Origin of the sequence: Roseomonas fluvialis (genome assembly GCF_022846615.1) — a bacterium.
Taxonomy (GTDB): domain Bacteria; phylum Pseudomonadota; class Alphaproteobacteria; order Acetobacterales; family Acetobacteraceae; genus Neoroseomonas; species Neoroseomonas fluvialis.
On the sequence record NZ_AP025637.1, the window covers coordinates 4,272,725 to 4,295,417 of the forward strand.

The 22,693-nt window shown below is 67.7% G+C and carries 23 protein-coding genes and 1 tRNA gene; 4 read left to right on the plus strand and 20 right to left on the minus strand.

What is annotated here, in order from left to right; genetic code table 11:
* Position 1: 1 nt before the first annotated feature.
* The 17 genes from rplV to rplK all read right to left on the minus strand — a co-directional run bounded on the left by rplV (position 2) and on the right by rplK (position 17,315).
* Positions 2-403 carry a 50S ribosomal protein L22 gene (rplV, locus tag MWM08_RS20515; RefSeq protein ID WP_244408368.1) on the minus strand — a complete coding sequence of 134 codons (402 nt, stop codon included), beginning with the start codon at positions 401-403 and terminating at the stop codon, positions 2-4.
* Position 404: 1 nt separating this feature from the next.
* Positions 405-683: a 30S ribosomal protein S19 gene (rpsS, locus tag MWM08_RS20520; RefSeq protein WP_198370885.1), complete on the minus strand. Its 279-nt coding sequence runs from the start codon at positions 681-683 to the stop codon at positions 405-407.
* A gap of 5 nt (positions 684-688) precedes the next feature.
* Positions 689-1,525, minus strand: a complete 837-nt coding sequence (gene rplB, locus MWM08_RS20525) for a 50S ribosomal protein L2 (RefSeq protein ID WP_244408369.1) — start codon at positions 1,523-1,525, stop codon at positions 689-691.
* Positions 1,526-1,528: 3 nt separating this feature from the next.
* Positions 1,529-1,825, minus strand: coding sequence for a 50S ribosomal protein L23 (locus tag MWM08_RS20530; RefSeq protein ID WP_244459998.1), 297 nt, complete (start codon positions 1,823-1,825; stop codon positions 1,529-1,531).
* 29 nt (positions 1,826-1,854) lie between these two features.
* Positions 1,855-2,475: a 50S ribosomal protein L4 gene (gene rplD, locus MWM08_RS20535; protein WP_244408370.1), complete on the minus strand. Its 621-nt coding sequence runs from the start codon at positions 2,473-2,475 to the stop codon at positions 1,855-1,857.
* 11 nt (positions 2,476-2,486) lie between these two features.
* Positions 2,487-3,173 carry a 50S ribosomal protein L3 gene (gene rplC / locus MWM08_RS20540; RefSeq protein WP_244408371.1) on the minus strand — a complete coding sequence of 229 codons (687 nt, stop codon included), beginning with the start codon at positions 3,171-3,173 and terminating at the stop codon, positions 2,487-2,489.
* Positions 3,174-3,193: 20 nt separating this feature from the next.
* Positions 3,194-3,502 (minus strand): 30S ribosomal protein S10, encoded by a 309-nt coding sequence (gene rpsJ, locus MWM08_RS20545; RefSeq protein ID WP_137127378.1) that lies wholly within the window; start codon positions 3,500-3,502, stop codon positions 3,194-3,196.
* 25 nt (positions 3,503-3,527) lie between these two features.
* Complete coding sequence (gene tuf, locus MWM08_RS20550) at positions 3,528-4,715, minus strand: elongation factor Tu (protein ID WP_244408372.1); 1,188 nt, start codon at positions 4,713-4,715, stop codon at positions 3,528-3,530.
* Positions 4,716-4,742: 27 nt separating this feature from the next.
* Positions 4,743-5,219 (minus strand): 30S ribosomal protein S7, encoded by a 477-nt coding sequence (rpsG, locus tag MWM08_RS20555; protein WP_244408373.1) that lies wholly within the window; start codon positions 5,217-5,219, stop codon positions 4,743-4,745.
* A gap of 11 nt (positions 5,220-5,230) precedes the next feature.
* On the minus strand, positions 5,231-5,602 hold the full coding sequence (rpsL, locus tag MWM08_RS20560; RefSeq protein WP_244408374.1) for a 30S ribosomal protein S12: 372 nt from the start codon (positions 5,600-5,602) through the stop codon (positions 5,231-5,233).
* Positions 5,603-5,864: 262 nt separating this feature from the next.
* On the minus strand, positions 5,865-6,158 hold the full coding sequence (locus tag MWM08_RS20565) for a hypothetical protein (protein WP_244408375.1): 294 nt from the start codon (positions 6,156-6,158) through the stop codon (positions 5,865-5,867).
* 74 nt (positions 6,159-6,232) lie between these two features.
* Positions 6,233-10,405, minus strand: coding sequence for a DNA-directed RNA polymerase subunit beta' (gene rpoC / locus MWM08_RS20570; RefSeq protein WP_244408376.1), 4,173 nt, complete (start codon positions 10,403-10,405; stop codon positions 6,233-6,235).
* 82 nt (positions 10,406-10,487) lie between these two features.
* Positions 10,488-14,675, minus strand: coding sequence for a DNA-directed RNA polymerase subunit beta (rpoB, locus tag MWM08_RS20575; protein ID WP_244408377.1), 4,188 nt, complete (start codon positions 14,673-14,675; stop codon positions 10,488-10,490).
* Positions 14,676-14,856: 181 nt separating this feature from the next.
* A complete protein-coding gene (gene rplL / locus MWM08_RS20580) occupies positions 14,857-15,234 on the minus strand; it encodes a 50S ribosomal protein L7/L12 (protein ID WP_244408378.1) in 378 nt (125 codons plus the stop codon).
* An 87-nt stretch (positions 15,235-15,321) separates the two neighbouring features.
* Positions 15,322-15,846, minus strand: a complete 525-nt coding sequence (rplJ, locus tag MWM08_RS20585; protein ID WP_244408379.1) for a 50S ribosomal protein L10 — start codon at positions 15,844-15,846, stop codon at positions 15,322-15,324.
* Positions 15,847-16,174: 328 nt separating this feature from the next.
* Complete coding sequence (rplA, locus tag MWM08_RS20590) at positions 16,175-16,876, minus strand: 50S ribosomal protein L1 (RefSeq protein ID WP_244408380.1); 702 nt, start codon at positions 16,874-16,876, stop codon at positions 16,175-16,177.
* 4 nt (positions 16,877-16,880) lie between these two features.
* Positions 16,881-17,315: a 50S ribosomal protein L11 gene (gene rplK, locus MWM08_RS20595; RefSeq protein ID WP_244408381.1), complete on the minus strand. Its 435-nt coding sequence runs from the start codon at positions 17,313-17,315 to the stop codon at positions 16,881-16,883.
* A 240-nt stretch (positions 17,316-17,555) separates the two neighbouring features.
* Between rplK and MWM08_RS20600 the strand changes: the two genes are divergently transcribed.
* The 3 genes from MWM08_RS20600 to MWM08_RS20610 all read left to right on the plus strand — a co-directional run bounded on the left by MWM08_RS20600 (position 17,556) and on the right by MWM08_RS20610 (position 20,421).
* On the plus strand, positions 17,556-18,404 hold the full coding sequence (locus MWM08_RS20600) for a protein-methionine-sulfoxide reductase heme-binding subunit MsrQ (RefSeq protein ID WP_244408382.1): 849 nt from the start codon (positions 17,556-17,558) through the stop codon (positions 18,402-18,404).
* 125 nt (positions 18,405-18,529) lie between these two features.
* Complete coding sequence (locus MWM08_RS20605; protein WP_244408383.1) at positions 18,530-20,131, plus strand: peroxidase family protein; 1,602 nt, start codon at positions 18,530-18,532, stop codon at positions 20,129-20,131.
* A gap of 68 nt (positions 20,132-20,199) precedes the next feature.
* Positions 20,200-20,421 carry a hypothetical protein gene (locus tag MWM08_RS20610; protein WP_244408384.1) on the plus strand — a complete coding sequence of 74 codons (222 nt, stop codon included), beginning with the start codon at positions 20,200-20,202 and terminating at the stop codon, positions 20,419-20,421.
* 46 nt (positions 20,422-20,467) lie between these two features.
* On the opposite strand, the gene nusG is transcribed toward MWM08_RS20610, so the two are convergent.
* The 3 genes from nusG to MWM08_RS20625 form a co-directional block, all read right to left on the minus strand.
* A complete protein-coding gene (gene nusG / locus MWM08_RS20615) occupies positions 20,468-21,004 on the minus strand; it encodes a transcription termination/antitermination protein NusG (RefSeq protein WP_198373271.1) in 537 nt (178 codons plus the stop codon).
* Between the two features lie 156 nt (positions 21,005-21,160).
* Entirely contained in the window at positions 21,161-21,355 is a 195-nt protein-coding gene (gene secE, locus MWM08_RS20620; protein ID WP_244408385.1) for a preprotein translocase subunit SecE, read from the minus strand.
* Between the two features lie 78 nt (positions 21,356-21,433).
* Positions 21,434-21,510, minus strand: a tRNA-Trp gene (locus MWM08_RS20625).
* A 129-nt stretch (positions 21,511-21,639) separates the two neighbouring features.
* Between MWM08_RS20625 and MWM08_RS20630 the strand changes: the two genes are divergently transcribed.
* On the plus strand, positions 21,640-22,686 hold the full coding sequence (locus MWM08_RS20630) for a YihY/virulence factor BrkB family protein (protein WP_244408386.1): 1,047 nt from the start codon (positions 21,640-21,642) through the stop codon (positions 22,684-22,686).
* The last annotated feature ends 7 nt before the right edge of the window (positions 22,687-22,693 follow it).

Here is a 22,693-nt window from a genome sequence, read left to right on the forward strand (position 1 = left end):
CTTACGCGGCCTCCTGCTCGGCCTGAGCGGCCAGCTGCTGTTCCGCCACCACGATCTTGAGGTGGCTGAACCACTTCTCGATGGTGGACGCGCGGCCGCGGCCGCGCGCGTGGAAGCGCTTCATCACCATCGCGCGGCCCACCTCGGCCTTCGCGACGACCAGGCGGTCGACATCGAGGCTGTGGTTGTTCTCGGCGTTGGCGATCGCGGATTCCAGCGTCTTCTTCACCGTCACCGCGATGCGGCGCTTGGAGAAGGTCAGCTGCGCGACCGCGTCCTGCGCCTTCTTGCCGCGGATCAGGCCGGCAACCAGGTTCAGCTTGCGAGGCGAGACGCGGATGTTCCACGTCACGGCCTGCGCCTCGGTCTCCGCGAGCGTGCGGGCGTGCTTCGGCTTGCTCATGTCAGCCCCGCTTCGCCTTCTTGTCGGCCGCATGGCCGGTGAAGGTACGCGTCGGCGAGAATTCGCCGAACTTGTGGCCCACCATGTTCTCGGTCACCTGCACCGGCAGGAACTTCTTGCCGTTGTAGACACCGAAGGTGAGGCCGACGAACTGCGGCAGGATCGTGCTCCGGCGCGACCAGATCTTGATGATCTCGTTGCGCGTGGACGCACGGGCGGCCTCCGCCTTGTTGAGCAGGTAGCCGTCGACGAACGGCCCCTTCCAGACGCTGCGCGACATCGCGATCAGCCCTTCGTCGCGTTGCGGCGGCGGACAATCTGCCCGTCGGTCCGCTTGTTGTTGCGGGTCTTCGCACCCTTCGTGGGCTTGCCCCACGGGGTGACCGGATGCCGGCCACCCGAGGTACGGCCTTCACCACCGCCATGCGGGTGGTCAACCGGGTTCATCACCACGCCGCGGTTGTGCGGCATGCGGCCCAGCCAGCGAGAGCGCCCGGCCTTGCCGAGCTGCTGGTTGGAGTTGTCGGGGTTCGAGACAGCGCCGATCGAGGCCATGCACTCGGACCGGATCACGCGCAGTTCGCCCGACTGCAGCTTCACCTGCGCATAGCCCTGGTCCTTGCCGACCAGCTGCGCAAACGTGCCCGCCGAGCGCGCGAGCTTGCCACCCGCACCGGGCTTCAGCTCGATGTTGTGGATGATGGTGCCGACCGGAATGGCCGCCATCGGCATCGCGTTGCCCGGCTTGATGTCGGCCTTCTCGGCCGAGATCACAGTGTCGCCCACCTTCAGGCGCTGCGGCGCGATGATGTAGGCGAGCTCGTTGTCCTGGTACTTCAGCAGGGCGATAAACGCGGTGCGGTTCGGGTCGTATTCGAGCCGCTCGACGATCGCAGGCACGCCGAACTTGGCGCGGCGCTTGAAGTCCACCAGGCGATAGGCGCGCTTGTGTCCGCCGCCACGGAAACGGACGGTGATGCGGCCATGCTGGTTACGCCCGCCGGTGGAGTGCTTCCCCTCCGTCAGACCCTTGACCGGCGCGCCCTTCCAGAGCTCGGACCGATCGATGAGGATCGTGCCGCGCAGCGAGGGCGTGACGGGATTGAAATTCTTGAGCGCCATGACTTACGCGAGCCCCGTCGTCAGGTCGATGCTCTGGCCCTCGGCCAGGCGCACCATCGCCTTCTTCCAGTCGGAGCGCTGGCCCGGACGGTTCCGGAAGCGCTTCGCCTTGCCCTTCACCACCAGCGTGTTCACGCCGAGGACCTTCACGCCGAACAGACCTTCCACCGCCGCCTTGATCTGCGGCTTGGTGGCGTCCGGGGCGACCTTGAAGGTCACCTGGCCGCGCTCGCTCAGCAGCGTCGCCTTCTCCGTCACCAGCGGCGACAGGATGGCCTGGTACATGCGCTCGCGGCTGATCACCGGGCGCTTCGCCTTCGGGGCGTCGCTCATGCCAGCCGCTCCTTCAGCGCTTCCACGCCGGCGCGCGTCACCGCGAGCACGTCGTGCTTCAGGATGTCGTACACATTGGCGCCGACCGTCGGCAGCACCTGCACCTTCGGCAGGTTGCGGATCACGCGGGCGAAATTGTCGTCCGCCGCGGCGTCCACCACCAGCGCGCTGGTCCACCCCAGGGCCTTCAGCTGCTTCGCCACCGCGCCGGTCTTGGCATCGGCGGGCAGCGCGGCGCTCTCGAGCACCACGAGCTTGCCCTCGGCCGCCTTTTGGCTGAGCGCCGAGATCAGACCCAGGCGACGCACCTTCTTGTTGAGGCTGTAGCCGTGGTCACGCACCACCGGGCCATGCACCACGCCGCCCTTGCGGAACTGCGGGGAGCGCAGCGAGCCCTGGCGCGCATTGCCGGTGCCCTTCTGCCGATACGGCTTCTTGGTCGTGCCGGAGACCTCGCCCATGCCCTTGGCCTTGTGCGTGCCGGCGCGGCGCTTGGCCAGCTGCCAGTGCACGACGCGCGCCATGATGTCGGCGCGCGGCGCGGCGCCGAACACTTCATCCGGCAGGTCGATCTCGCCGGCGGCGGCGTTGTCGAGGGAAATGACAGGAAGCTTCATGACCATGTCCCTCAGGCAGCGGCCGTCGGGAAGGGCGCATCGCCATGTCGCGCACGCTTCTCGGCGTCGCGGATCATGACGTAGCCGCCCTTCGAACCGGGCACCGCGCCCTTGATCAGCAGCAGCCCCTTCTCCGCATCGACCAGCGCGACCTCCAGGTTCTGGGTGGTCACGCGTTCGGTGCCGAGATGGCCGGCCATCTTCTTGTTCTTGAAGGTCTTACCCGGGTCCTGGCGGTTGCCGGTCGAACCATGCGAACGGTGGCTGACCGAAACGCCGTGCGACGCCTCGAGACCCGCGAAGTTCCAGCGCTTCATCGCACCGGCGAAGCCCTTGCCGACCGTCACACCCGTGACGTCGACCTTCTGGCCCTTCACGAAATGCGCGGGGCTAAGCACCGTGCCGGGTTCGATCACCGCATCGGAGCCGACGCGGAATTCGACGACCTTCTGCGGCGCCTCGACACCGGCCTTCGCGAAATGGCCCTTGTTCGCCTTGGAGACGTTCTTGGGCTTCGCCACGCCGATGCCGAGCTGGACGGCTTCGTAGCCATCCTTCTCCGCGGTGCGGGTCGCGATCACGCGGACCTGGTCCACGTGCAGCAGAGTCACGGGAACGGTCGAACCGTCCTCGTTGAACAGCCGGGACATGCCCAGCTTTTTCGCGATCAGGCCGGTACGGCCCTTCTTCGCGGCCATGGCTCTATTTCCCTCTGGCCTTAGATCTTGATCTCGACGTCCACGCCGGCGGCGAGGTCGAGCTTCATCAGCGCGTCCACCGTCTGCGGGGTCGGATCGACAATGTCGAGAAGGCGGCGATGAGTCCGGATCTCGAACTGCTCGCGCGACTTCTTGTCGACGTGCGGAGAGCGGTTCACGGTGAAACGCTCGATATGCGTCGGCAGAGGGATCGGGCCCCGCACGCGCGCACCGGTCCGCTTCGCGGTGTTCACGATCTCCCGCGTGCTGCCATCGAGCACGCGGTGATCGAACGCCTTGAGGCGGATGCGGATGTTCTGGTTGTCCATGGTGTGGGACCCGCGTTCCTGCCGATTACGCCGTGATCTTCGCGACGACGCCGGCGCCGACCGTCCGGCCACCCTCGCGGATGGCGAACCGCAGACCCTCGTCCATCGCGATCGGCGCGATCAGCTCCACGTCCATAGACACGTTGTCGCCCGGCATCACCATCTCGACACCCTCGGGCAGCGAGACAACGCCGGTCACGTCCGTCGTGCGGAAGTAGAACTGCGGACGATAGTTCGTGAAGAACGGCGTGTGACGGCCGCCTTCTTCCTTCGTCAGCACATACGCCTCGGCCTTGAACTTCGTGTGCGGCGTGATCGAACCCGGCGCCGCCAGCACCTGCCCGCGCTCCACATCCTCGCGCTTCGTGCCGCGCAGCAGCGCGCCGATGTTGTCGCCCGCCTGGCCCTGGTCCAGCAGCTTGCGGAACATCTCCACGCCCGTGACCGTCGTCTTCACCGTGGCCTTCAGGCCCACGATCTCGACTTCCTCACCCACCTTGATGATCCCGCGCTCGACGCGACCCGTCACCACCGTGCCGCGGCCCGAGATCGAGAACACGTCTTCCACCGGCATCAGGAACGGCTTGTCGACCTCGCGCGTCGGCTGCGGGATGTAGGCATCCACCGCCGCCATCAGCTCCATGATCGCGTTCTCGCCCAGCTCCGGCGACTTGTCCTCGAGCGCCATCAGCGCCGAGCCCTTGATGATCGGGATGTCGTCGCCCGGGAACTGGTAGCTGCTCAGCAGCTCGCGCACTTCCATCTCGACCAGCTCGAGCAGGTCGGGGTCCGCCATGTCGCACTTGTTCAGGAACACCACCAGCGCAGGCACGCCAACCTGGCGCGCCAGCAGGATGTGCTCGCGCGTCTGCGGCATCGGGCCGTCGGCCGCCGACACGACCAGGATCGCGCCGTCCATCTGCGCCGCACCCGTGATCATGTTCTTCACGTAGTCGGCGTGGCCGGGGCAATCCACATGCGCGTAGTGCCGGTTCGCGGTCTCGTACTCGACATGCGCCGTCGAGATCGTGATGCCACGCGCACGCTCCTCAGGAGCCTTGTCGATCTGGTCGTACGCCGTGAACGTCGCACCGCCCGCCTTCGCAAGCACCTTGGTGATCGCCGCCGTCAGCGACGTCTTGCCATGGTCCACATGCCCGATCGTGCCGATGTTCACATGCGGCTTGTTACGCTCGAATTTCGCCTTCGCCATGTCCGTGATTCCCGATCGGGTTCGAATTTACCAGCGGTAGTGGCTGAAGGCCTTGTTGGCCTCTGCCATCCGGTGCGTGTCTTCGCGCTTCTTGACGGCCGAGCCGCGGTTGTTCGCCGCGTCCATCAGCTCGCCCGAAAGGCGTTCTTCCATCGTGTGCTCGCCGCGCTTGCGCGCCGATTCGATGAGCCAGCGGATCGCCAGCGCCTGGCGGCGCTCCGGGCGAACTTCCACCGGCACCTGGTAGGTGGCGCCGCCGACGCGGCGCGAACGCACCTCGACGGCGGGCTTCACATTGTCCATCGCCTCGTGGAACAGGCGCAGCGGGTCGCCGTTCGGGCCGGAGCGCTTCTTCAGCGTGTCCATCGCGGCATAGACGATATGCTCGGCGGTCGACTTCTTGCCGTCGTACATGAGCACGTTCATGAAACGGCTAAGCACGATATCGCCGAACTTCGGATCCGGCAGGACTTCGCGCTTTTCTGCGCGGTGACGACGCGACATCTCTCAGCCCCTCACTTCGGCCGCTTGGCGCCGTAGAGCGAGCGCCGCTTGCGCCGCTTCGGCAGGCCCTGCGTATCCAGCACGCCACGCAGGATGTGGTAGCGCACGCCCGGCAAGTCCTTCACGCGGCCGCCACGGATCAGGACCACCGAGTGTTCCTGCAGGTTGTGGCCTTCGCCCGGGATGTAGCTCACGACTTCGAAGCCGTTGGTGAGACGCACCTTGGCGACCTTGCGAAGCGCCGAGTTCGGCTTCTTCGGCGTGGTCGTGTAGACGCGCGTGCAGACACCGCGCTTCTGGGGGCTGCCCTTCAGCGCCGGAACCTTGTTCCGGGTCGGCTTCGTCTCACGCCCCTTGGCGATGAGCTGGTTGATCGTCGGCATGACGCCCCTTCGTGACCTTCGTGTCCGCACACGGCGCCGAAAGCAGCATTGCCGGGCATGCGCGCGAACGCGCCACCCGGGGTGTGCCTTCCGCGGCCGGCCTCAGCCCCGAAGGGGGCGGCGCCGGCTGCGCAGCGTTGTGGACCAAAACCTGACAGGGCGCCGTCGCCGGTGCCCTGCCGAGGGGGCGCTATCTACGCGTGGGTCCGGGGTGAGTCAAGCGCATCAATGCCCGATTCACGCGCGCTGCGATGCAACAGCGTCATGGCCGACAGATGAAGGGCAGGAAGGTGCCCGACATGCCGGCGTTCAGCGCCAGCAGCGTCATGGTGTCGGCCATCGCGATCTCGGCCGGGCTGCGTGGGCAAGCGGCGCGATCGCGGCAGCCGGAGGCTATGAAGGCGGCATGCGCCGCGAGAAAGGCCGGGGACATCCCCTCGGTACCCAGGCGCTGCGTGGCGGCGCTCCAGGCCTGCGTGTAGCGGCGGCATTTCTCGGCCGGCCAGTCCTGCGCCGCGGCGCCGGTCGCGAAGACAAGCCCGGCCAACACCGGCATGCAGGCCATCAAGCGGAAAAGGGCCGGCACCCTTGCGGATGCCGGCCCCCCGAGTCTGATGCCGCGCGCCGTGGTCACTCGGCCGCGCGGGGTTCCGGCAGCGCCGGTGCCGAAGACGGCAGGCGCCCCTTGTCGCGCTGCGCCGCCAGGGCGCGCAGCCGGTTCATCACCGAGCCCGTGCCCGCCGGGATCAGGCGACCCACGATCACGTTCTCCTTCAGGCCGGCCAGGTAGTCGACCTTGCCCGCCGTCGCGGCCTCGGTCAGCACGCGGGTCGTCTCCTGGAACGACGCCGCCGAGATGAACGAGGTCGTCTGCAGCGACGCCTTCGTGATGCCCTGCAGGACCGGTTCTGCCACCGCGGGGCGTTCCTTGGCTTCGATCCGCTTCTCGTTCTCGATCTCGAACTCGATGCGGTCGACCGTCTCGCCGATCAGGTAGGTGGTATCGCCCGGGTCGGTGACCTCGACCTTCTGCAGCATCTGGCGAACGATCACCTCGATGTGCTTGTCGTTGATCTTCACGCCCTGGAGCCGATAGACCTCCTGGATCTGCTCGACCAGGTAGTCGGCCAGCTTCTCCACGCCCAGCACGCGCAGGATGTCGTGCGGCACGCGCGGCCCGTCGACCAGCGGGTCGCCGCGCTTTACGTAGTCGCCTTCCTGCACGGACACGTGCTTGCCCTTGGGCACCAGGTATTCGCGCGGGGCGGGCTGCTCGTCGCCGACCGCCTCGGGCACCACCAGGATGCGGCGCTTCGCCTTGTAGTCCTTGCCGAATTCCACGCGGCCGTCGATCTCGCTGATGATCGCGTGGTCCTTCGGGCGCCGCGCCTCGAACAGCTCCGCCACGCGCGGCAGGCCGCCCGTGATGTCGCGAGTCTTGGACGATTCGCGCGGCAGGCGGGCGAGCACGTCGCCGGCGGCAACGGCCGCCCCGTTGTCGATCGAGAGAATCGTGCCGGGGGTGAGGAAGTAGATCGCCTCGGTCCCGTTCTCGCGCTTCACGACGCTGTTCTTCTCGTCGCGCAGGATCAGGCGGGGGCGCAGGTCGACCGCCTTGCCCGGCGCCTTGTATTCGACGACCTCCTTGAAGGACAGACCGGTCACGTCGTCCTGGCGATCGACCAGGGTGACGTTCTCGATCAGGTCGACGAATTCGAGCTTGCCGGCGCGCTCGGTGATGATCGGCAGGGTGAAGGGGTCCCATTCGGCCAGCTTCTGGCCGCGGGTCACCGTCGCCTCGTCCTCGGTCAGCAGGCGCGCGCCGTAGGGCACGCGCTGACGGGCACGCTCGCGGCCCTGCGCGTCGATCAGGATGATCTCGCAGTTGCGCGACATCACGATCGGGTGGTTCTGGCTGTTCGTGACCACCACGCGGTTCAGCACCTTGATGGTGCCGTCGCCCGAGGCCTCGACCGCCGACTGTTCGGCACCACGCTGCGCCGCACCACCTATGTGGAAGGTGCGCATGGTCAGCTGCGTGCCGGGTTCACCGATGGACTGCGCGGCGATGACGCCGACAGCCTCGCCGATGTTCACCGGCGTGCCGCGCGCGAGGTCGCGGCCATAGCAGCGGCCGCACACGCCCTGGCGCGCATCGCAGGTCAGCACGGACCGGATCTTCACCTGCTCCACGCCGGACTTCTCGATGCGCTCGGCCGCGACCTCGTCGATGAGGTCGAGGCGCTTCACGATCGCCTCGCCCGTCGCAGGGTCGAACACGTCTTCCTGCGACGTACGCCCAAGGATGCGTTCGGACAGAGAGGAGACGACCTCCGCACCATCCATCACGGCCGCGACCGTGAGGCCGCGCTCGGTGCCGCAATCCTGCTCGACGATGATGCAGTCCTGCGCCACGTCGACCAGACGGCGCGTCAGATAGCCCGAATTCGCGGTCTTCAGCGCCGTATCCGCGAGGCCCTTGCGGGCGCCGTGGGTGGAGTTGAAGTACTCGAGAACCGACAGGCCTTCCTTGAAGTTGGCGATGATCGGCTGCTCGATGATCTCGCCGGACGGCTTGGCCATCAGGCCGCGCATGCCGGCCAGCTGGCGCATCTGCGCCGGCGACCCACGCGCACCGGAATGCGACATCATCCAGACGGAGTTGGTCGGGCGGCCGACCTCCTGCTTCTGGATCTCCTTCATCATCGCGCCGGCCACTTCGTCGGTGCAGCGCGACCAGGCGTCGACCACCTTGTTGTAGCGCTCGCCGGCCGTGATCAGGCCGTCAAGGTACTGCTGCTCGAACTCCTTCACCTCCGCCTTGGTCTTGGCGATGGACGCGACCTTGCTGTCGGGCACCACCATGTCGTTCTTGCCGAACGAAATGCCGGCCTTGGCCGCCTGGCGGAAGCCGAGCGCCATCATCCGGTCGGCGAAGATCACCGATTCCTTCTGGCCGCAATGGCGGTACACCGCGTCGATCACGTCCGACACGTTCTTCTTGGTCAGCATCCGGTTGACCAGCGAGTAGGTCAGCTGGGGATGCAGCGGCAGCAGCGCGCCGATCATCATGCGGCCCGCGGTGGTCACCACACGCTCGGTCACCACCTCGCCATCGGCGTTCATGGTCTGGCGACGCGCGCGTATCTTGCTGTGCAGCGTGATGGTCTGCGCTTCCAGCGCCAGCTCGATCTCGCCGACCGATGCGAAGGACGGTGTGTCCTTCTCCTCGGTCGCCAGGAACTCAGGCGTCTCCAGCGACAGGTAGTACAGGCCGAGCACGATGTCCTGCGACGGCACGATGATCGGCTTGCCGTTCGCGGGGCTGAGGATGTTGTTGGTCGACATCATCAGCACGCGCGCTTCCAGCTGCGCCTCGAGGCTCAGCGGGACGTGCACGGCCATCTGGTCGCCGTCGAAGTCCGCGTTGAAGGCGGTGCAGACCAGCGGGTGCAGCTGGATCGCCTTGCCTTCGATCAGCACGGGCTCGAAGGCCTGGATGCCGAGGCGGTGCAGCGTCGGCGCCCGGTTCAGCATGACCGGGTGCTCGCGGATCACCTCCTCGAGGATGTCCCACACCTCGGGACGCTCCTTCTCCACCATCCGCTTCGCGGCCTTGATGGTGGTGGCATGGCCGTACTTTTCGAGCTTCGAGTAGATGAACGGCTTGAACAGCTCGAGCGCCATCTTCTTCGGCAGGCCGCACTGGTGCAGCTTCAGCTCGGGGCCCACCACGATCACCGAACGACCGGAATAGTCCACGCGCTTGCCGAGCAGGTTCTGGCGGAAGCGCCCCTGCTTGCCCTTCAACATGTCGGACAGCGACTTCAGCGGGCGCTTGTTTGCCCCCGTGATGGCGCGGCCGCGGCGGCCGTTGTCGAACAGCGCGTCGACGGCTTCCTGCAGCATGCGCTTCTCGTTGCGCACGATGATGTCGGGCGCGCGCAGTTCGATCAGCCGCTTCAGGCGGTTGTTGCGGTTGATCACGCGACGATAGAGGTCGTTCAGGTCCGACGTCGCGAAGCGGCCGCCATCGAGCGGCACCAGCGGGCGCAGTTCCGGCGGAATCACCGGGATCACGTCCAGGATCATCCACTGCGGATGCGCGCCGGATTCGCCGAAGCTCTCGATCAGCTTCAGCCGCTTCACCAGCTTCTTGCGCTTGGCCTCGGACGTCGTCTCCTTCAGGTCGGCGCGCAGCTTCACGCCCTCGGCCTGCAGGTCGATCCCGCCCAGCATCTGCTTCACGGCTTCCGCGCCGATGCCGACGCTGAACGCGTCCTCACCGAACTCGTCCATCTTCTGCTGGTATTGGTCCTCGTTCAGCAGCTGATGGAGCTTGAGGTCCGTCAGGCCGGGTTCGAGCACCACGTAGCTCTCGAAGTACAGGACCTTCTCCAGCTCCTTCAGGGTCATGTCGACCATGAGGCCGACACGGCTCGGCAGCGACTTCAGGAACCAAATATGCGCGACCGGGGAGGCCAGTTCGATGTGCCCCATCCGCTCACGGCGCACCTTGGCCAGCGTGACCTCGACGCCGCACTTCTCGCAGATGATGCCGCGGAACTTCATGCGCTTGTACTTGCCGCACAGGCACTCGTAGTCCTTGATCGGCCCGAAGATGCGGGCGCAGAACAGCCCGTCCCGCTCCGGCTTGAAGGTGCGGTAGTTGATGGTCTCGGGCTTCTTGATCTCGCCGTACGACCAGGACCGGATCTGCTCGGGGGAAGCGATCGTGATCCGGATCTGGTCGAAGGTCATCGCCTGGCCGGTTTGGCCCAGGATCTTCATCAGCTCGTTCATGCGGTCCTCGTGGATGAGGCCGCCGCCGTGGACGACCCACGGCGGCTGAGCGTTTCGAAAGGGTGCGGGGAACGCCGACGCATCACGTCGGGCGGTTCTCCAGATCGACGTTGAGGCCGAGCGACTTCAGCTCCTTCACGAGCACGTTGAAGGATTCCGGAATGCCCGCCTCGAAATTGTCCTGGTCGCGGACGATCGCCTCGTAGACCTTGGTGCGGCCCGACACGTCGTCCGACTTCACCGTCAGCATCTCCTGCAGCGTATAGGCGGCGCCATAGGCTTCGAGCGCCCAGACCTCCATTTCGCCGAAGCGCTGACCGCCGAACTGCGCCTTGCCACCCAGCGGCTGCTGCGTGACCAGCGAATAGGGGCCGATCGAGCGCGCGTGGATCTTGTCGTCCACCAGGTGATGCAGCTTCAGCATGTAGATGTAGCCGACCGTCACCTTGCGTTCGAACTTCTCGCCCGTGCGGCCATCGTGCAGCCACACCTGGCCGGAGGTATCGAGGCCGGCCTGCGTCAGCATGCCCTCGATATCCGCCATGCGCGCGCCGTCGAAGACCGGTGTCGCGATCGGGATGCCCTTCTTCAGGTTCTCGCCCAGTTCGACCAGCTGCGCGTCGGACATCGGCGCGATGTCGTTGGCGAAGATCTCGTCGCCATAGACTTCCTTGAGCTTGGCCTCCAGTTCGGACCGGCGGCCGCCGCGATGGCGGTACTCCTCCACCAGATCGCCGACCTGCTTGCCGAGCGAGGCGCAGGCCCAGCCCAGATGCGTCTCCAGGATCTGCCCCACGTTCATGCGCGAGGGCACGCCGAGCGGGTTCAGCACCAGATCGACATGGGACCCGTCCTCGAGGAACGGCATGTCCTCGATCGGCACGACGCGGGAGACCACGCCCTTGTTGCCGTGCCGGCCGGCCATCTTGTCGCCGGGCTGCAGCTTGCGCTTCACCGCGACGAAGACCTTGACCATCTTCATCACGCCGGGCGGGAGTTCATCGCCGCGCTGCAGCTTCTCGACCTTGCTCTCGAAGCGCTTCTGCAGGCGCTCGACCGCGGCGTCGAATTCGCGCTTCAGCGCCTCGATCTCGGCCATGGCGGCATCATCCACCACGCCGATCTGCCGCCAGGTCGCCTTCGCGAACTGGTCGAGCACGGCATCGTCGATCACCGTGCCGGCCTTCACGCCCTTGAAGCCGCCCGACGCCTTCCGGTTGAGCAGGCGTTCGCGCAGCCGGCCGTAGAAGGACCGCTCCTGGATCGCCTTCTCGTCGTCGCGGTCCTTGGCCAGGCGTTCGATTTCGGCGCGGTCGATCGCCATGGCGCGCTCGTCCTTGTCCACGCCGCGGCGGGAGAAGACGCGCACATCCACGATGGTCCCGGTGACACCCGGCGGCAGCTTCAGCGAGGTGTCGCGGACATCCGACGCCTTCTCGCCGAAGATGGCGCGGAGCAGCTTCTCCTCGGGCGTCATCGGGCTCTCGCCCTTCGGCGTCACCTTGCCGACCAGGATGTCGCCCGGGTTCACCTCGGCGCCGACATAGACGATGCCGGCTTCGTCGAGGTTGCGCAGCGCTTCCTCACCCACGTTGGGAATGTCGCGGGTGATTTCTTCCTGGCCCAGCTTGGTGTCGCGGGCCATGACTTCGAATTCCTCGATATGGATCGAGGTGAAGACGTCGTCCTTGGCGATGCGCTCGCTGATGAGGATGCTGTCCTCGAAGTTGTAGCCGTTCCAGGGCATGAACGCGACGAGCACGTTGCGCCCCAGCGCCAGCTCGCCGAGTTCGGTCGACGGGCCGTCGGCGATAATGTCGCCGGCCAGCACCTTGTCGCCCACGCGCACCAGCGGGCGCTGGTTGATGCAGGTGGACTGGTTCGACCGCATGAACTTGCGCAGGCGATAGATATCGACACCGCGCGTGGTGCCGTCCTCGCCCGACGCACGCACCACGATGCGCGCACCGTCGATGCTGTCGATCACGCCGTCGCGCTTCGCCACGATGGTGGCACCCGAGTCGCGCGCCACCGCCGCTTCCATGCCGGTGCCCACCAGCGGCGCATCGGCACGGATCAGCGGCACCGCCTGGCGCTGCATGTTCGAGCCCATCAGCGCGCGGTTCGCGTCGTCGTTCTCGAGGAACGGGATCAGCGCCGCGGCGACCGAGACGAGCTGCTTCGGCGAGACGTCGATCGCCGTCACTTCCTCGGGCTTCACCAGGCGGAAGTCGCCGCCCTGGCGCACGCTGACCAGCTCGGACTTGAACTCGCCGGTCTCGGCATCGACCTCGGCATCGGCCTGCGCGACGACCAGGCGCTCCTCCTCCATGGCGGAGAGGTAGCGCGGGTTACCGACGATACGGCCATCCTTCACGAGCCGATACGGCGTCTCGATGAAGCCGTACTTGTTCACCTTGGCGAAGGTCGCGAGCGAGTTGATCAGGCCGATGTTCGGGCCTTCCGGCGTCTCGATCGGGCAGATGCGGCCGTAATGCGTCGGGTGCACGTCGCGCACCTCGAAGCCGGCGCGCTCGCGCGTCAGACCGCCCGGGCCAAGCGCCGAGAGGCGGCGCTTGTGCGTCACCTCGGACAGCGGGTTGGTCTGGTCCATGAACTGCGACAGCTGCGACGAACCGAAGAACTCGCGCACCGCGGCTGCGGCCGGCTTCGCGTTGATCAGGTCATGCGGCATGACGGTGTCGATATCGACCGACCCCATGCGCTCCTTGATCGCGCGCTCCATGCGCAGCAGGCCGACGCGGTACTGGTTCTCCATCAGCTCGCCGACCGAGCGCACGCGGCGATTGCCGAGATTGTCGATGTCGTCGATCTGGCCGCGGCCGTCCTTCAGGTCCATCAGCACGCGCAGCGTGGCGACGATGTCGTGCTTGCGCAGCGTGCGGACGTGGTCCGGCACTTCCTCGATGCTGAAGCCCAGGCGCATGTTCATCTTCACGCGACCGACGGCGCTCAGGTCGTAGCGCTCGGGATCGAAGAACAGGCCCTTGAACAGCGCCTCGGCGGTATCGGGCGTCGGCGGCTCGCCGGGTCGCATGACCCGGTAGATGTCCATCAGCGCTTCGTCGCGATTGGCGTTCTTGTCGACCGCCAGCGTGTTGCGCATCCAGGGACCGACCGACTGGTCGACGGCGAGGGTTGGCAGGCGGTCCAGGCCCGCGGCCTCGATCGCGGCCAGCTTCGGTTCCGTGAGCTCGTCACCGGCCTCGGCCCAGATCTCACCGGTCGCCGTGTCGACCAGGTCCTCGGCCACGAAGCGACCGAGCAGGTCGGCGCGGCCGACCAGCACTTCCGTGGTGCCGGCCTCGGCGATCTTGCGCGCAGTGCGCGGCGTCAGCTTGGCTTCCTTGTCGGCGACGACCAGGCCGGTGCGCGCGTCGATCAGGGGTTCCATCAGCTTCACGCCGCGGAAGGCCTCCGGGTCGAAGGCGCGCGACCAGCCCTTGGGGCCGCGCGAGAAGACCACCTGGCCGTAGAAGGCGTTCAGGATTTCCTCGGCATCCATGCCGCGGATCTCGCTGGGCTCCAGCTCACGGCCGGCGGCCGCCGCCTCGGCGCGCAGCCCCTCGGTGCGGGTGCTGTCGAGCGCCAGCAGCAGCGTGGTGGTCGGCAGCTTGCGCTTGCGGTCGATGCGGACGTAGCAGATGTCCTTGGCGTCGAATTCGAAGTCGAGCCACGACCCGCGATACGGGATCACGCGCGCGGCGAACAGGTACTTGCCGCTGCTGTGCGTCTTGCCCTTGTCGTGGTCGAAGAACACGCCCGGGCTGCGGTGCATCTGCGAGACGATGACGCGCTCGGTGCCGTTGATGATGAAGGTGCCGTTGTCCGTCATGAGCGGCATGTCGCCCATGTAGACATCCTGCTCCTTGATGTCGCGGACGGACCGGCTGCCCGTGTCCTCATCCACGTCCCACACGATCAGGCGCAGGCGCACCTTGAGCGGGGCGGCGAAGGTCAGGCCGCGCTGGATGCATTCCTCGACGTCATACTTCGGCTCTTCGAGTTCGTACTGCACGAACTCCAGGCGGCCGCGCCCGGCGAAGTCGTCGATCGGGAAGACAGATTTGAAGACCTCCTGGAGGCCGGTATGGGTCCGGCTGTCCGGGCTCACCTCCATCTGCAGGAAGGCCTCGTAGGAGGCGCGCTGCACGTCGATGAGGTTCGGCATCGGCGCCACTTCGGGCAGACGCCCGAACGACTTGCGGATCCGCTTGCGCCCCGTGAACGACTTCGTGATAGCGTTCATGCCTGCTCTGCTTCCCTTCTTGCCCGGCCCATACGCCCCAGCCGGCGGGGTCGTTTCGCGCTGCCCTGACTGGACAACGCAGGATGGGGCGGCGCGGCCGGACCCTTCCGGCAGCACCACCCGCACCCTCTCGTTCCTGTCCCCAGCCCCGCCCGTTGCCGGGTGGCGCCGGGGGTCGAAATCACTTGATCTCGACCTTGGCGCCGTTTTCTTCCAGCACCTTCTTGATCTTGTCGGCTTCGTCCTTCGAAACCGCTTCCTTCACGGTCTTGGGCGCACCCTCGACCAGGTCCTTGGCTTCCTTGAGGCCGAGGCCGGTGATGGTGCGGATCTCCTTGATCACGTTGATCTTCTTGTCGCCGGCGGCGGCAAGGATCACGGTGAACTCGGTCTGGGCTTCCGCCGCCGGGGCGGCAGCAGCCGCCGGCGCGGCAGCGGCAACCGCCACCGGCGCGGCGGCGGAGACGCCCCACTTCTCCTCGAGCATCTTGGAGAGCTCGGCGGCCTCCAGGACGGTCAGCGACGACAGCTCGTCGACCAGCTTTGCGAGATCGGCCATGTGTGAATGCTCCTCGATCTAATGGCTTGACATCGGTTGTGCAACTCCCCCGTGCCGGAATGGCTGGGGGAGCGGTTCCTTCGGCCCTCAGGCCGCCTGGGCCTCGTCCTTCTTGGCGTATGCCGCCAGGACCCGCGCCACCTGCCCACCGGGGGCCTGGAGGATGCCCGCGATGCGCGTCGCCGGGGTCTGGATCAGACCCAGCAGCTGCGCCCGCAGCGTCTCCAGGGACGGCAGCTCGGCCAGAGCCTTGACGCCGGAGGCATCAAGCGTCTGGGTTCCGAGCGCGCCGCCCAGGACAACGAACTTGTCGTTCGTCTTGGCGAACTCGACCGCGGTCTTCGCCACCGCCACAGGATCCGTCGACCACGCGAGCGCGGTCGGACCCTTCAGCAGCGGCTTGACGCCGTCGAAACGGGTGCCTTCGAGGGCGAGGGTGGCCAGGCGGTTCTTCGCGACCTTGTACGTCGCACCCGCCGCGCGCATCCGGCGACGCAGTTCGCTCACATCCGCGACCGTCAGCCCCTTGTTCTGGGCCACGAGCACGAAGGAGGTCTCTGCGAAGACGGTCGCCAGCGAAGCGACGAACTCACGCTTCTCCGTACGGTCCACTCCACGTCTCCGTCGGTGGCCGGGGCCTTGTGGAAGGGCTCCGGCCGGTTCACTCGGGGGCGGGGGGCACCTGCCCCACGCCCCGGTTCGCCTGTCAGGCCGGAACACCTCGTCAAGCCAGGCCGCGCCTGCGCGCGGACCGGTCGAAACTTCGGCACACCGTCTCTCCCCTGCGTGGCTTTCGCCGCATCAAGGCCCCGGGGGGCCACAGGAGGTCTCCGACAGGTTTCGGGCGGGGGCGAACCCCTGCCCTGCCCGCCCGGCCCCGAGGGACCAGGCGTATCTCGTCATGCCGCCGCGCCCCTGCGGGCGCCCGCGGCCTGGTTTGTCAGCCGCCGGCCGAGAGGCTGGCGACATCCACCTTCACGCCAGGCCCCATGGTCGAGGACACGGCCACCTTCTTCAGGTAGGTGCCCTTCGCCCCGGTCGGCTTGGCGCGCTGGATTGCGTCCACGAAGGCACGGGCATTGGCCAGCAGCTGGTCCTCGCCGAACGAGGCCTTGCCGATGCCGGCATGGACGATGCCCGCCTTCTCGGCGCGGAACTCGACCTGGCCGGCCTTGGCGGCGGTGACCGCGCCCTTCACGTCCATGGTGACGGTGCCGAGCTTCGGGTTCGGCATCAGGCCACGCGGGCCGAGCACCTTACCCAGGCGGCCCACCAGGCCCATCATGTCAGGCGTGGCGATGCAGCGGTCGAATTCGATCTTGCCGTCCTGCACCAGGGCGGCGAGGTCGTCCGCGCCCACCACGTCGGCGCCGGCGGCCTTGGCTTCCTCGGCCTTCGCACCACGGGCGAACACGCCCACGCGCACGGTCTTGCCGGTGCCATGCGGCAGGCCGACCACGCCGCGGACCATCTGGTCGGCATGGCGCGGGTCGATGCCGAGGTTCATCGAGATCTCGATCGTCTCGTCGAACTTCGCCTTCGCGTTGGTCTTGGCGATCTTCACCGCCTCCTCCAGCGCGACCGCCGTCTCGCGGTCAAAGCCGGCATAGACGGCCTTGAGGCGCTTTCCCTGCTTGGCCATCGGATCAGCCCTCCACCACGGTGAGGCCCATGGAGCGCGCGGAGCCCGCGAGCATGCGCACGGCCGCGTCGACGTCATTCGCGTTCATGTGCTGCATCTTGGTCTTGGCGATCTCGGCCAGCTGCGACTTGGTCACGCGCCCGACCGGACCCGCCTTGCCCGGCGCGGTCGAGCCCTTGTCGAGCTTCGCGGCCTTGAGCAGGAAGTAAGTGTTCGGCGGCGTCTTGGTGATGAAGGAGAAGGTGCGGTCGGTATACGCGGTGATGACCACGGGCGTCGGCGTGCCCGGCTCCATCTGCTGCGTCGCCGCATTGAAGTCCTTCACGAACTGCATGATGTTCAGGCCGCGCTGACCGAGCGCGGGCCCCACCGGCGGGGAGGGATTGGCCTTCCCGGCCGGGATCTGCAGCTTGATGTAGCCTGCGATCTTCTTCGCCACTGTGGCAGTCCTCTGTTGCTGTCAGAGGCCCGCGGTCCATGCGAATGCCCGAAGGCATTCTCCCGCGTTCCCTGGAACGCCGAAGACCGGGGCGAGAGACCCCGGTTGGTCGGCGAGGGCCGGCGTATAGGCGGCAGCGCGGCCCCTGTCCAGTGGCTGAATCGCCCGCGCGGGTCAGCGCCCGCAGGCTAACCAATCGCCGCTTCGCTCCGTATATCCAGCACCGACTGGAGATTGCCCATGCCCTGGCGCGACCGCACCGGCGCCTTCTCGCCCTTCAAGGCCACCGTCTTCGTGGCCCTGTTCGTCCCGGCGCTGATCCTGGCGCAGTCGGCGGGGGAGAATGCGCTCGGCCCCAAGCCTTGGCAGGCCGCCACGCACGACACCGGCACCTGGGCGATCCGCCTGCTCCTGCTGTCGCTGCTGGTCACGCCCGCGCGGCAGGTGCTGCGCCAGGCCCGCATCGCCGAGGTCCGGCGCATGGTGGGGGTGGCCTGCTTCGCCTATGCGCTGCTGCATCTCGGCCTCTATGCCGGGGACAACGCCTTCGACCTCGTGAAGGTCGGCTCCGAGATCATCAAGCGCATCTACCTCACCATAGGCTTCGTGGCGCTGGCGGGACTGGCGGTTCTGGCGTCGACATCGACCGATGCGGCGTTGCGCCGGATGGGGGGCGCGGCGTGGCGGCGACTGCATTGGCTGGTCTATCCGCTGGCCGGCCTGGCGCTGGTGCACTTCACGCTGCAATCCAAGGCGGATGTGACGGAACCCATGCTGATGGCCGGGCTGTTCGCCTGGCTGATGGGGTATCGCGCCATCGCGCCGGCCGGCGGCGCGCCGGGCGTGCTGGCGTTGGTCGCGCTGGCCGTGGCGGCCGCGGGGTTCACCGCGGCGGTGGAGTTCGCCTGGTATGCGCTGGCGACCGGCATCGACCCCTGGCGCGTGCTCGCCGCCAACCTCGATGTCACCTTCGGATTGCGCCCCGCGCTCTGGGTGGGCGTGACCGGGGCCGGCGCCGCGGTGCTGCGGTTGGTGGCGCCCGCCCTCCGGCGGCCGCGCGCAACCGCGCTGGCGGTTCGCGCCGATTGACATGGCGGCGCGCGGACATCGCGCGCGGCGTGCAGTTCCGACTCCGTGACATTCCTCACTGCGAGCCGCCGGTCGAAGGCTCAACCGTTGGGCGACTACCCCCCCCAACGCAGGAGGATCCCCCGATGTCCGGCCCCAGGAACGGCAGCCATGGCTACGGCCAGCGCAGCGACGTGATTCCCCCCCGCGGCATCGCCTTCAAGGCGGGCCGCTTCGGGCGCATGGTGCCCGAACTCGCGACACCGCTCGAACCGCCGGATGCGGCGATCGTGGAACTCGGCCTCGCGATGACCGAGGGGGCCGGCGGCAAGCCTTCCGCCGACAACCCCAATATCGCGGCGGGCTTCACCTATCTCGGCCAGTTCGTGGACCACGACATCACGCTCGACACCACGACCCTCGCCGAGGTGGCGCAGGACCCCACGGCGATCGAGAATTTCCGCACGCCGCGCTTCGACCTCGACAGCGTCTACGGCTTCGGCCCGCGGGCGCAGCCATCCCTGTACGACCGCAACAGCACCGGGCGGGCGAAGCTGCTGCTGGGCGACAACACCGCCGCCGACGACCGTGTGAAGGCCGTGCGCGGGCACGACCTGCCGCGCAATGCGCAGGGCTTCGCTATCATCGGCGACGAACGCAACGACGAGAACCTGCTGGTCGCGCAGACCCACCTGTCCTTCCTGCGCTTCCACAACGCCATCGTGGACCAGTTGGCCGGCACGGTGCCGGACCGGGACCTGTTCGCCGCCGCCCGGCGCGCGACCGTGGACCTGTACCAGGCGATGATCCTGCGCGACTTCCTGTCTAGGCTGTGCGACGTGAACGACATCGCGGCCGCGGTCAGCCAGCGTCGCTTCTTCCGCTTCGAGCAGTTCGGCGCCTTCGGCCAGCCCTACATGCCGATCGAGTTCTCGGTCGCGGCCTATCGGCTGGGGCATTCCATGGTGCGCAACATCTACAGCCACAATCGCATCTTCCGGCCGAACAACCCGCCCTTCCCGTCCGGCAGCTTCGACCTGCTGTTCCTGTTCACGGCGAAGTCGGGGAACATCGGCAAGCCCGCCGACGCTCCAGGCGCGGGCCCGGCGAACCGGCCGACGCTGCCCGCCGACTGGATCATCGACTGGCGCCGCTTCCTCGATTTCCAGACCACCGACACCTCCGACGGGTTCGAGTTGAACCTGACCCGCACGATCGACCCATACCTGGCAGAGGAGTTGCACCTTCTCGGCGTGCCGCCGGGCCCGCCGGCCGGGCGCGTGCCCAGTGCCGACACCAGCCTCGCGGTGATGAACCTGCGCCGCGGCGTCAAGATGAAGCTGCCCGCCGCGCAGGACCTTGCCGCCTTCATGGGGGTCGAGGTGCTGTCGCCCGCAGCCATCGCCGCGGCCGGGCCGGACGGCGCCATCGCGAAGAAGCACGGCCTGCATGAGCGCACGCCGCTCTGGTACTACATCCTGAAGGAGGCTGAGCTCACGCAGGGTGGCGCGCGGCTGGGGCCGCTCGGCAGCCTGATCGTGGCCGAGACCTTCGTGGGGCTGCTGCAAGGCGACCCGGAGAGCATCCTCGGCCGCAACCCGTCCTGGCGCTTCGGCCAGCCGATCCCGGGGCTGGTTCTGCCCGGGGCGGACTTGTCCTTCACCTTCGCCGACCTGGTCGCGGTGGGTGCCGGCGGGCGCACGAAGGAACAGCTGAGCCCGGTGGACGACCCGACCAACATCCCGTAGCCAGGCGGCGTGACGCCGGTGCCGCGGCAGGCCATGCTGCGGTGCCGGCCCCTGCAGGAGGACCCCTGATGTCTGAGACGGTGCGCCCCCTGATGCTGGACCTGGTCGCGCATGTGGCTGACGGCCCCCGCCCCTATGCCGAGGTCATGGATGCCTGGCGGACAAACTGCCCGCGCCTGACCGTGTGGGAGGATGCCGTGGATGCGGGTTTGGTGTCGTTGCGCGACGGCTTCGTGTCGGCCACCCCCGCTGGTGTGGCAGCGCTAAGGTCCCGGCGGGGTCCGGGGTAGTGCTGCTACCCCGGCGGGGGTCCGGGGGCAGCGCCCCCGGGTGCGTTCAGAGCTTCTCGACCTGCCCGTATTCGAGGTCGACCGGCGTGGATCGCCCGAAGATCGAGACGGACACCTTCACGCGCCCCTTCTCCTCGTCGACTTCCTCGACCACGCCGTTGAACGACGTGAAGGGGCCGTCGGCGACGCGGATCTGTTCGCCCACCTCGAACAGGATGGCGGGCTTGCGCGGCTTCTCGACCCCTTCCTGCACCTGCTTGAGCAGGCGTTCGGCCTCGGATGCCGGAACCGGCTGGGGCTTGTTGCGCGCACCCAGGAAGCCGGTGACCTTCGGCGTGTCCTTGACCAGGTGCCAGGCGTCGTCGGTCATTTCCATCTTCACCAGCACGTAGCCGGGGAAGTACTTGCGGTCGGTGTCGACCTTCTGGCCGCGGCGGACCTCGGTGATCTGCTCGGTCGGCACCAGCACGTCGTCGAACTTGTCGGCCAGGCCCTTCTGGGCGGCCTGCTGCTTGATCTGCTCGGCGATCTTCTTCTCGAAGCCCGAGTAGACATGGACAACGTACCACTTCTTGTCGGCCACGGTGCCGTTCCTCTCATTTCCACGGCGGCAGATGCGAGAGCATCAGCCGCCCCTCAGACGCCGGGCGCCGCGCATCCGCGCGGCTTGGCTTCGCCGGACCACCGGCGGGCCGCATTCGCGGCCTCGGCAATCGGTGAAGAACCGATGCCGCAGATACTAGCCGATTCCGAACACGAATCGCATGGCCAGCTGGATCAGCTGGTCCACCACCAGGAAGAAGACCGCGGCCAGCGCCGAGAGCGCCAGCACCAGACCGGTGGTGACGAGCGTTTCCTTGCGCGAAGGCCAGGTGACCCTGGAGACCTCCTGGCGGACTTCCCGGACGAACTGCGCCGGATCGAGCTTGGCCAACTGCGATACCCTCTGGAATGGCGGCGGGCGACGGACCCCGCCGGACCCGCCACCAATATGGTGCCCACCGGCGCGCCGTGGCAGGGGCGGAGGGTCTCGAACCCCCAACCTCCGGTTTTGGAGACCGGCGCTCTAGCCAATTGAGCTACGCCCCTCGACGCGCGTGCGGCAGAGGGGCCGTCCTATAATGCGGCGGCCGGAGCCTGTCGAGGCTTGCCGGACGGCGCAACCGCACAGGCCCGGCCCGCGTTACCGCAGGCGCAACAGACGCCGCCGGAGCGTGCATGACCTTGGATCGCATCCGCCTTCTGGCCATCGACACGGTCAAGGGCTTCTTCGCCGACGAATGCCTCAGCCGCGCGGCGTCGATTGCGTATTTCACGCTATTCTCGCTCGGCCCGCTGCTGATCGTGGCGATGGCGATCGCCGGGCTCGCCTTCGGCGAGGACGCCGCGCGCGGCGCGGTCCAGTCCCAGCTGCAAGGGCTGTTCGGCGCCGATGCCGCCCGCACGATCGAGGCCGCCATCGCCAACGCGGGGAATATCGGGGCGGGCACGCTGGCCGGCATGATCGGCATCGGGATGCTGCTGCTGACCGCAAGCGGCACCTTCGGCGAATTGCAGGCAGCCCTGAACGCCATCTGGAAGACCGCGACGCCGCCCGAGGTGTCGATCTCGCGCCTGCTGCGCGCCAAGGCTGCGGCGATCGGGCTGGTCGCGGCGACCGGCTTCCTGCTGTTGACCTCGCTGATCGCCAGCACCGCCATCGCCGTGCTGGGTGGGTGGATCGGCGCGCTGCTGCCGGGCACCGAGGTCATGCTGCGGGTGGTCAATATCGTGGTGTCGCTGGCGATGATCACCGCGCTGTTCGCGGCCATCTACCGCGTGCTGCCGGACCGGCGGATCGCGTGGCGGGATGTGGGCGTCGGCGCCTTCGTGACCGCCGTGCTGTTCACCATCGGCAAGTCGGCGATCGGCGCCTATGTGGGCGGCGGGGGCATCGCGAGCGCCTACGGGGCGGCGGGCGCGCTCGCGGCGGTGCTGGTGTGGATCTATTACTCCGCGGTGATCTTCCTGCTCGGGGCGCAGTTCACCCGCGCCTGGGCCGGGCTGGAAGGGTCGCAGCAGGCCGCGCCGGTGCCCGCGCAGGCCCGCCTGGCGCCGCAGGGCATGACGGCGCGGCTGGTTGCCGCGGTCGACCAGGTGGCCCCCGCGCGGCCTGTGCGGCAGGCGCGCCTGTTGCGCCCCGCGGCAGCACCTGCCTGGACTACGGTGATTCCCGCGCTGGCGGCGGCGACCATCGCTTGCGTCATCCGCGACCGGCGACGCTGAAACGCAA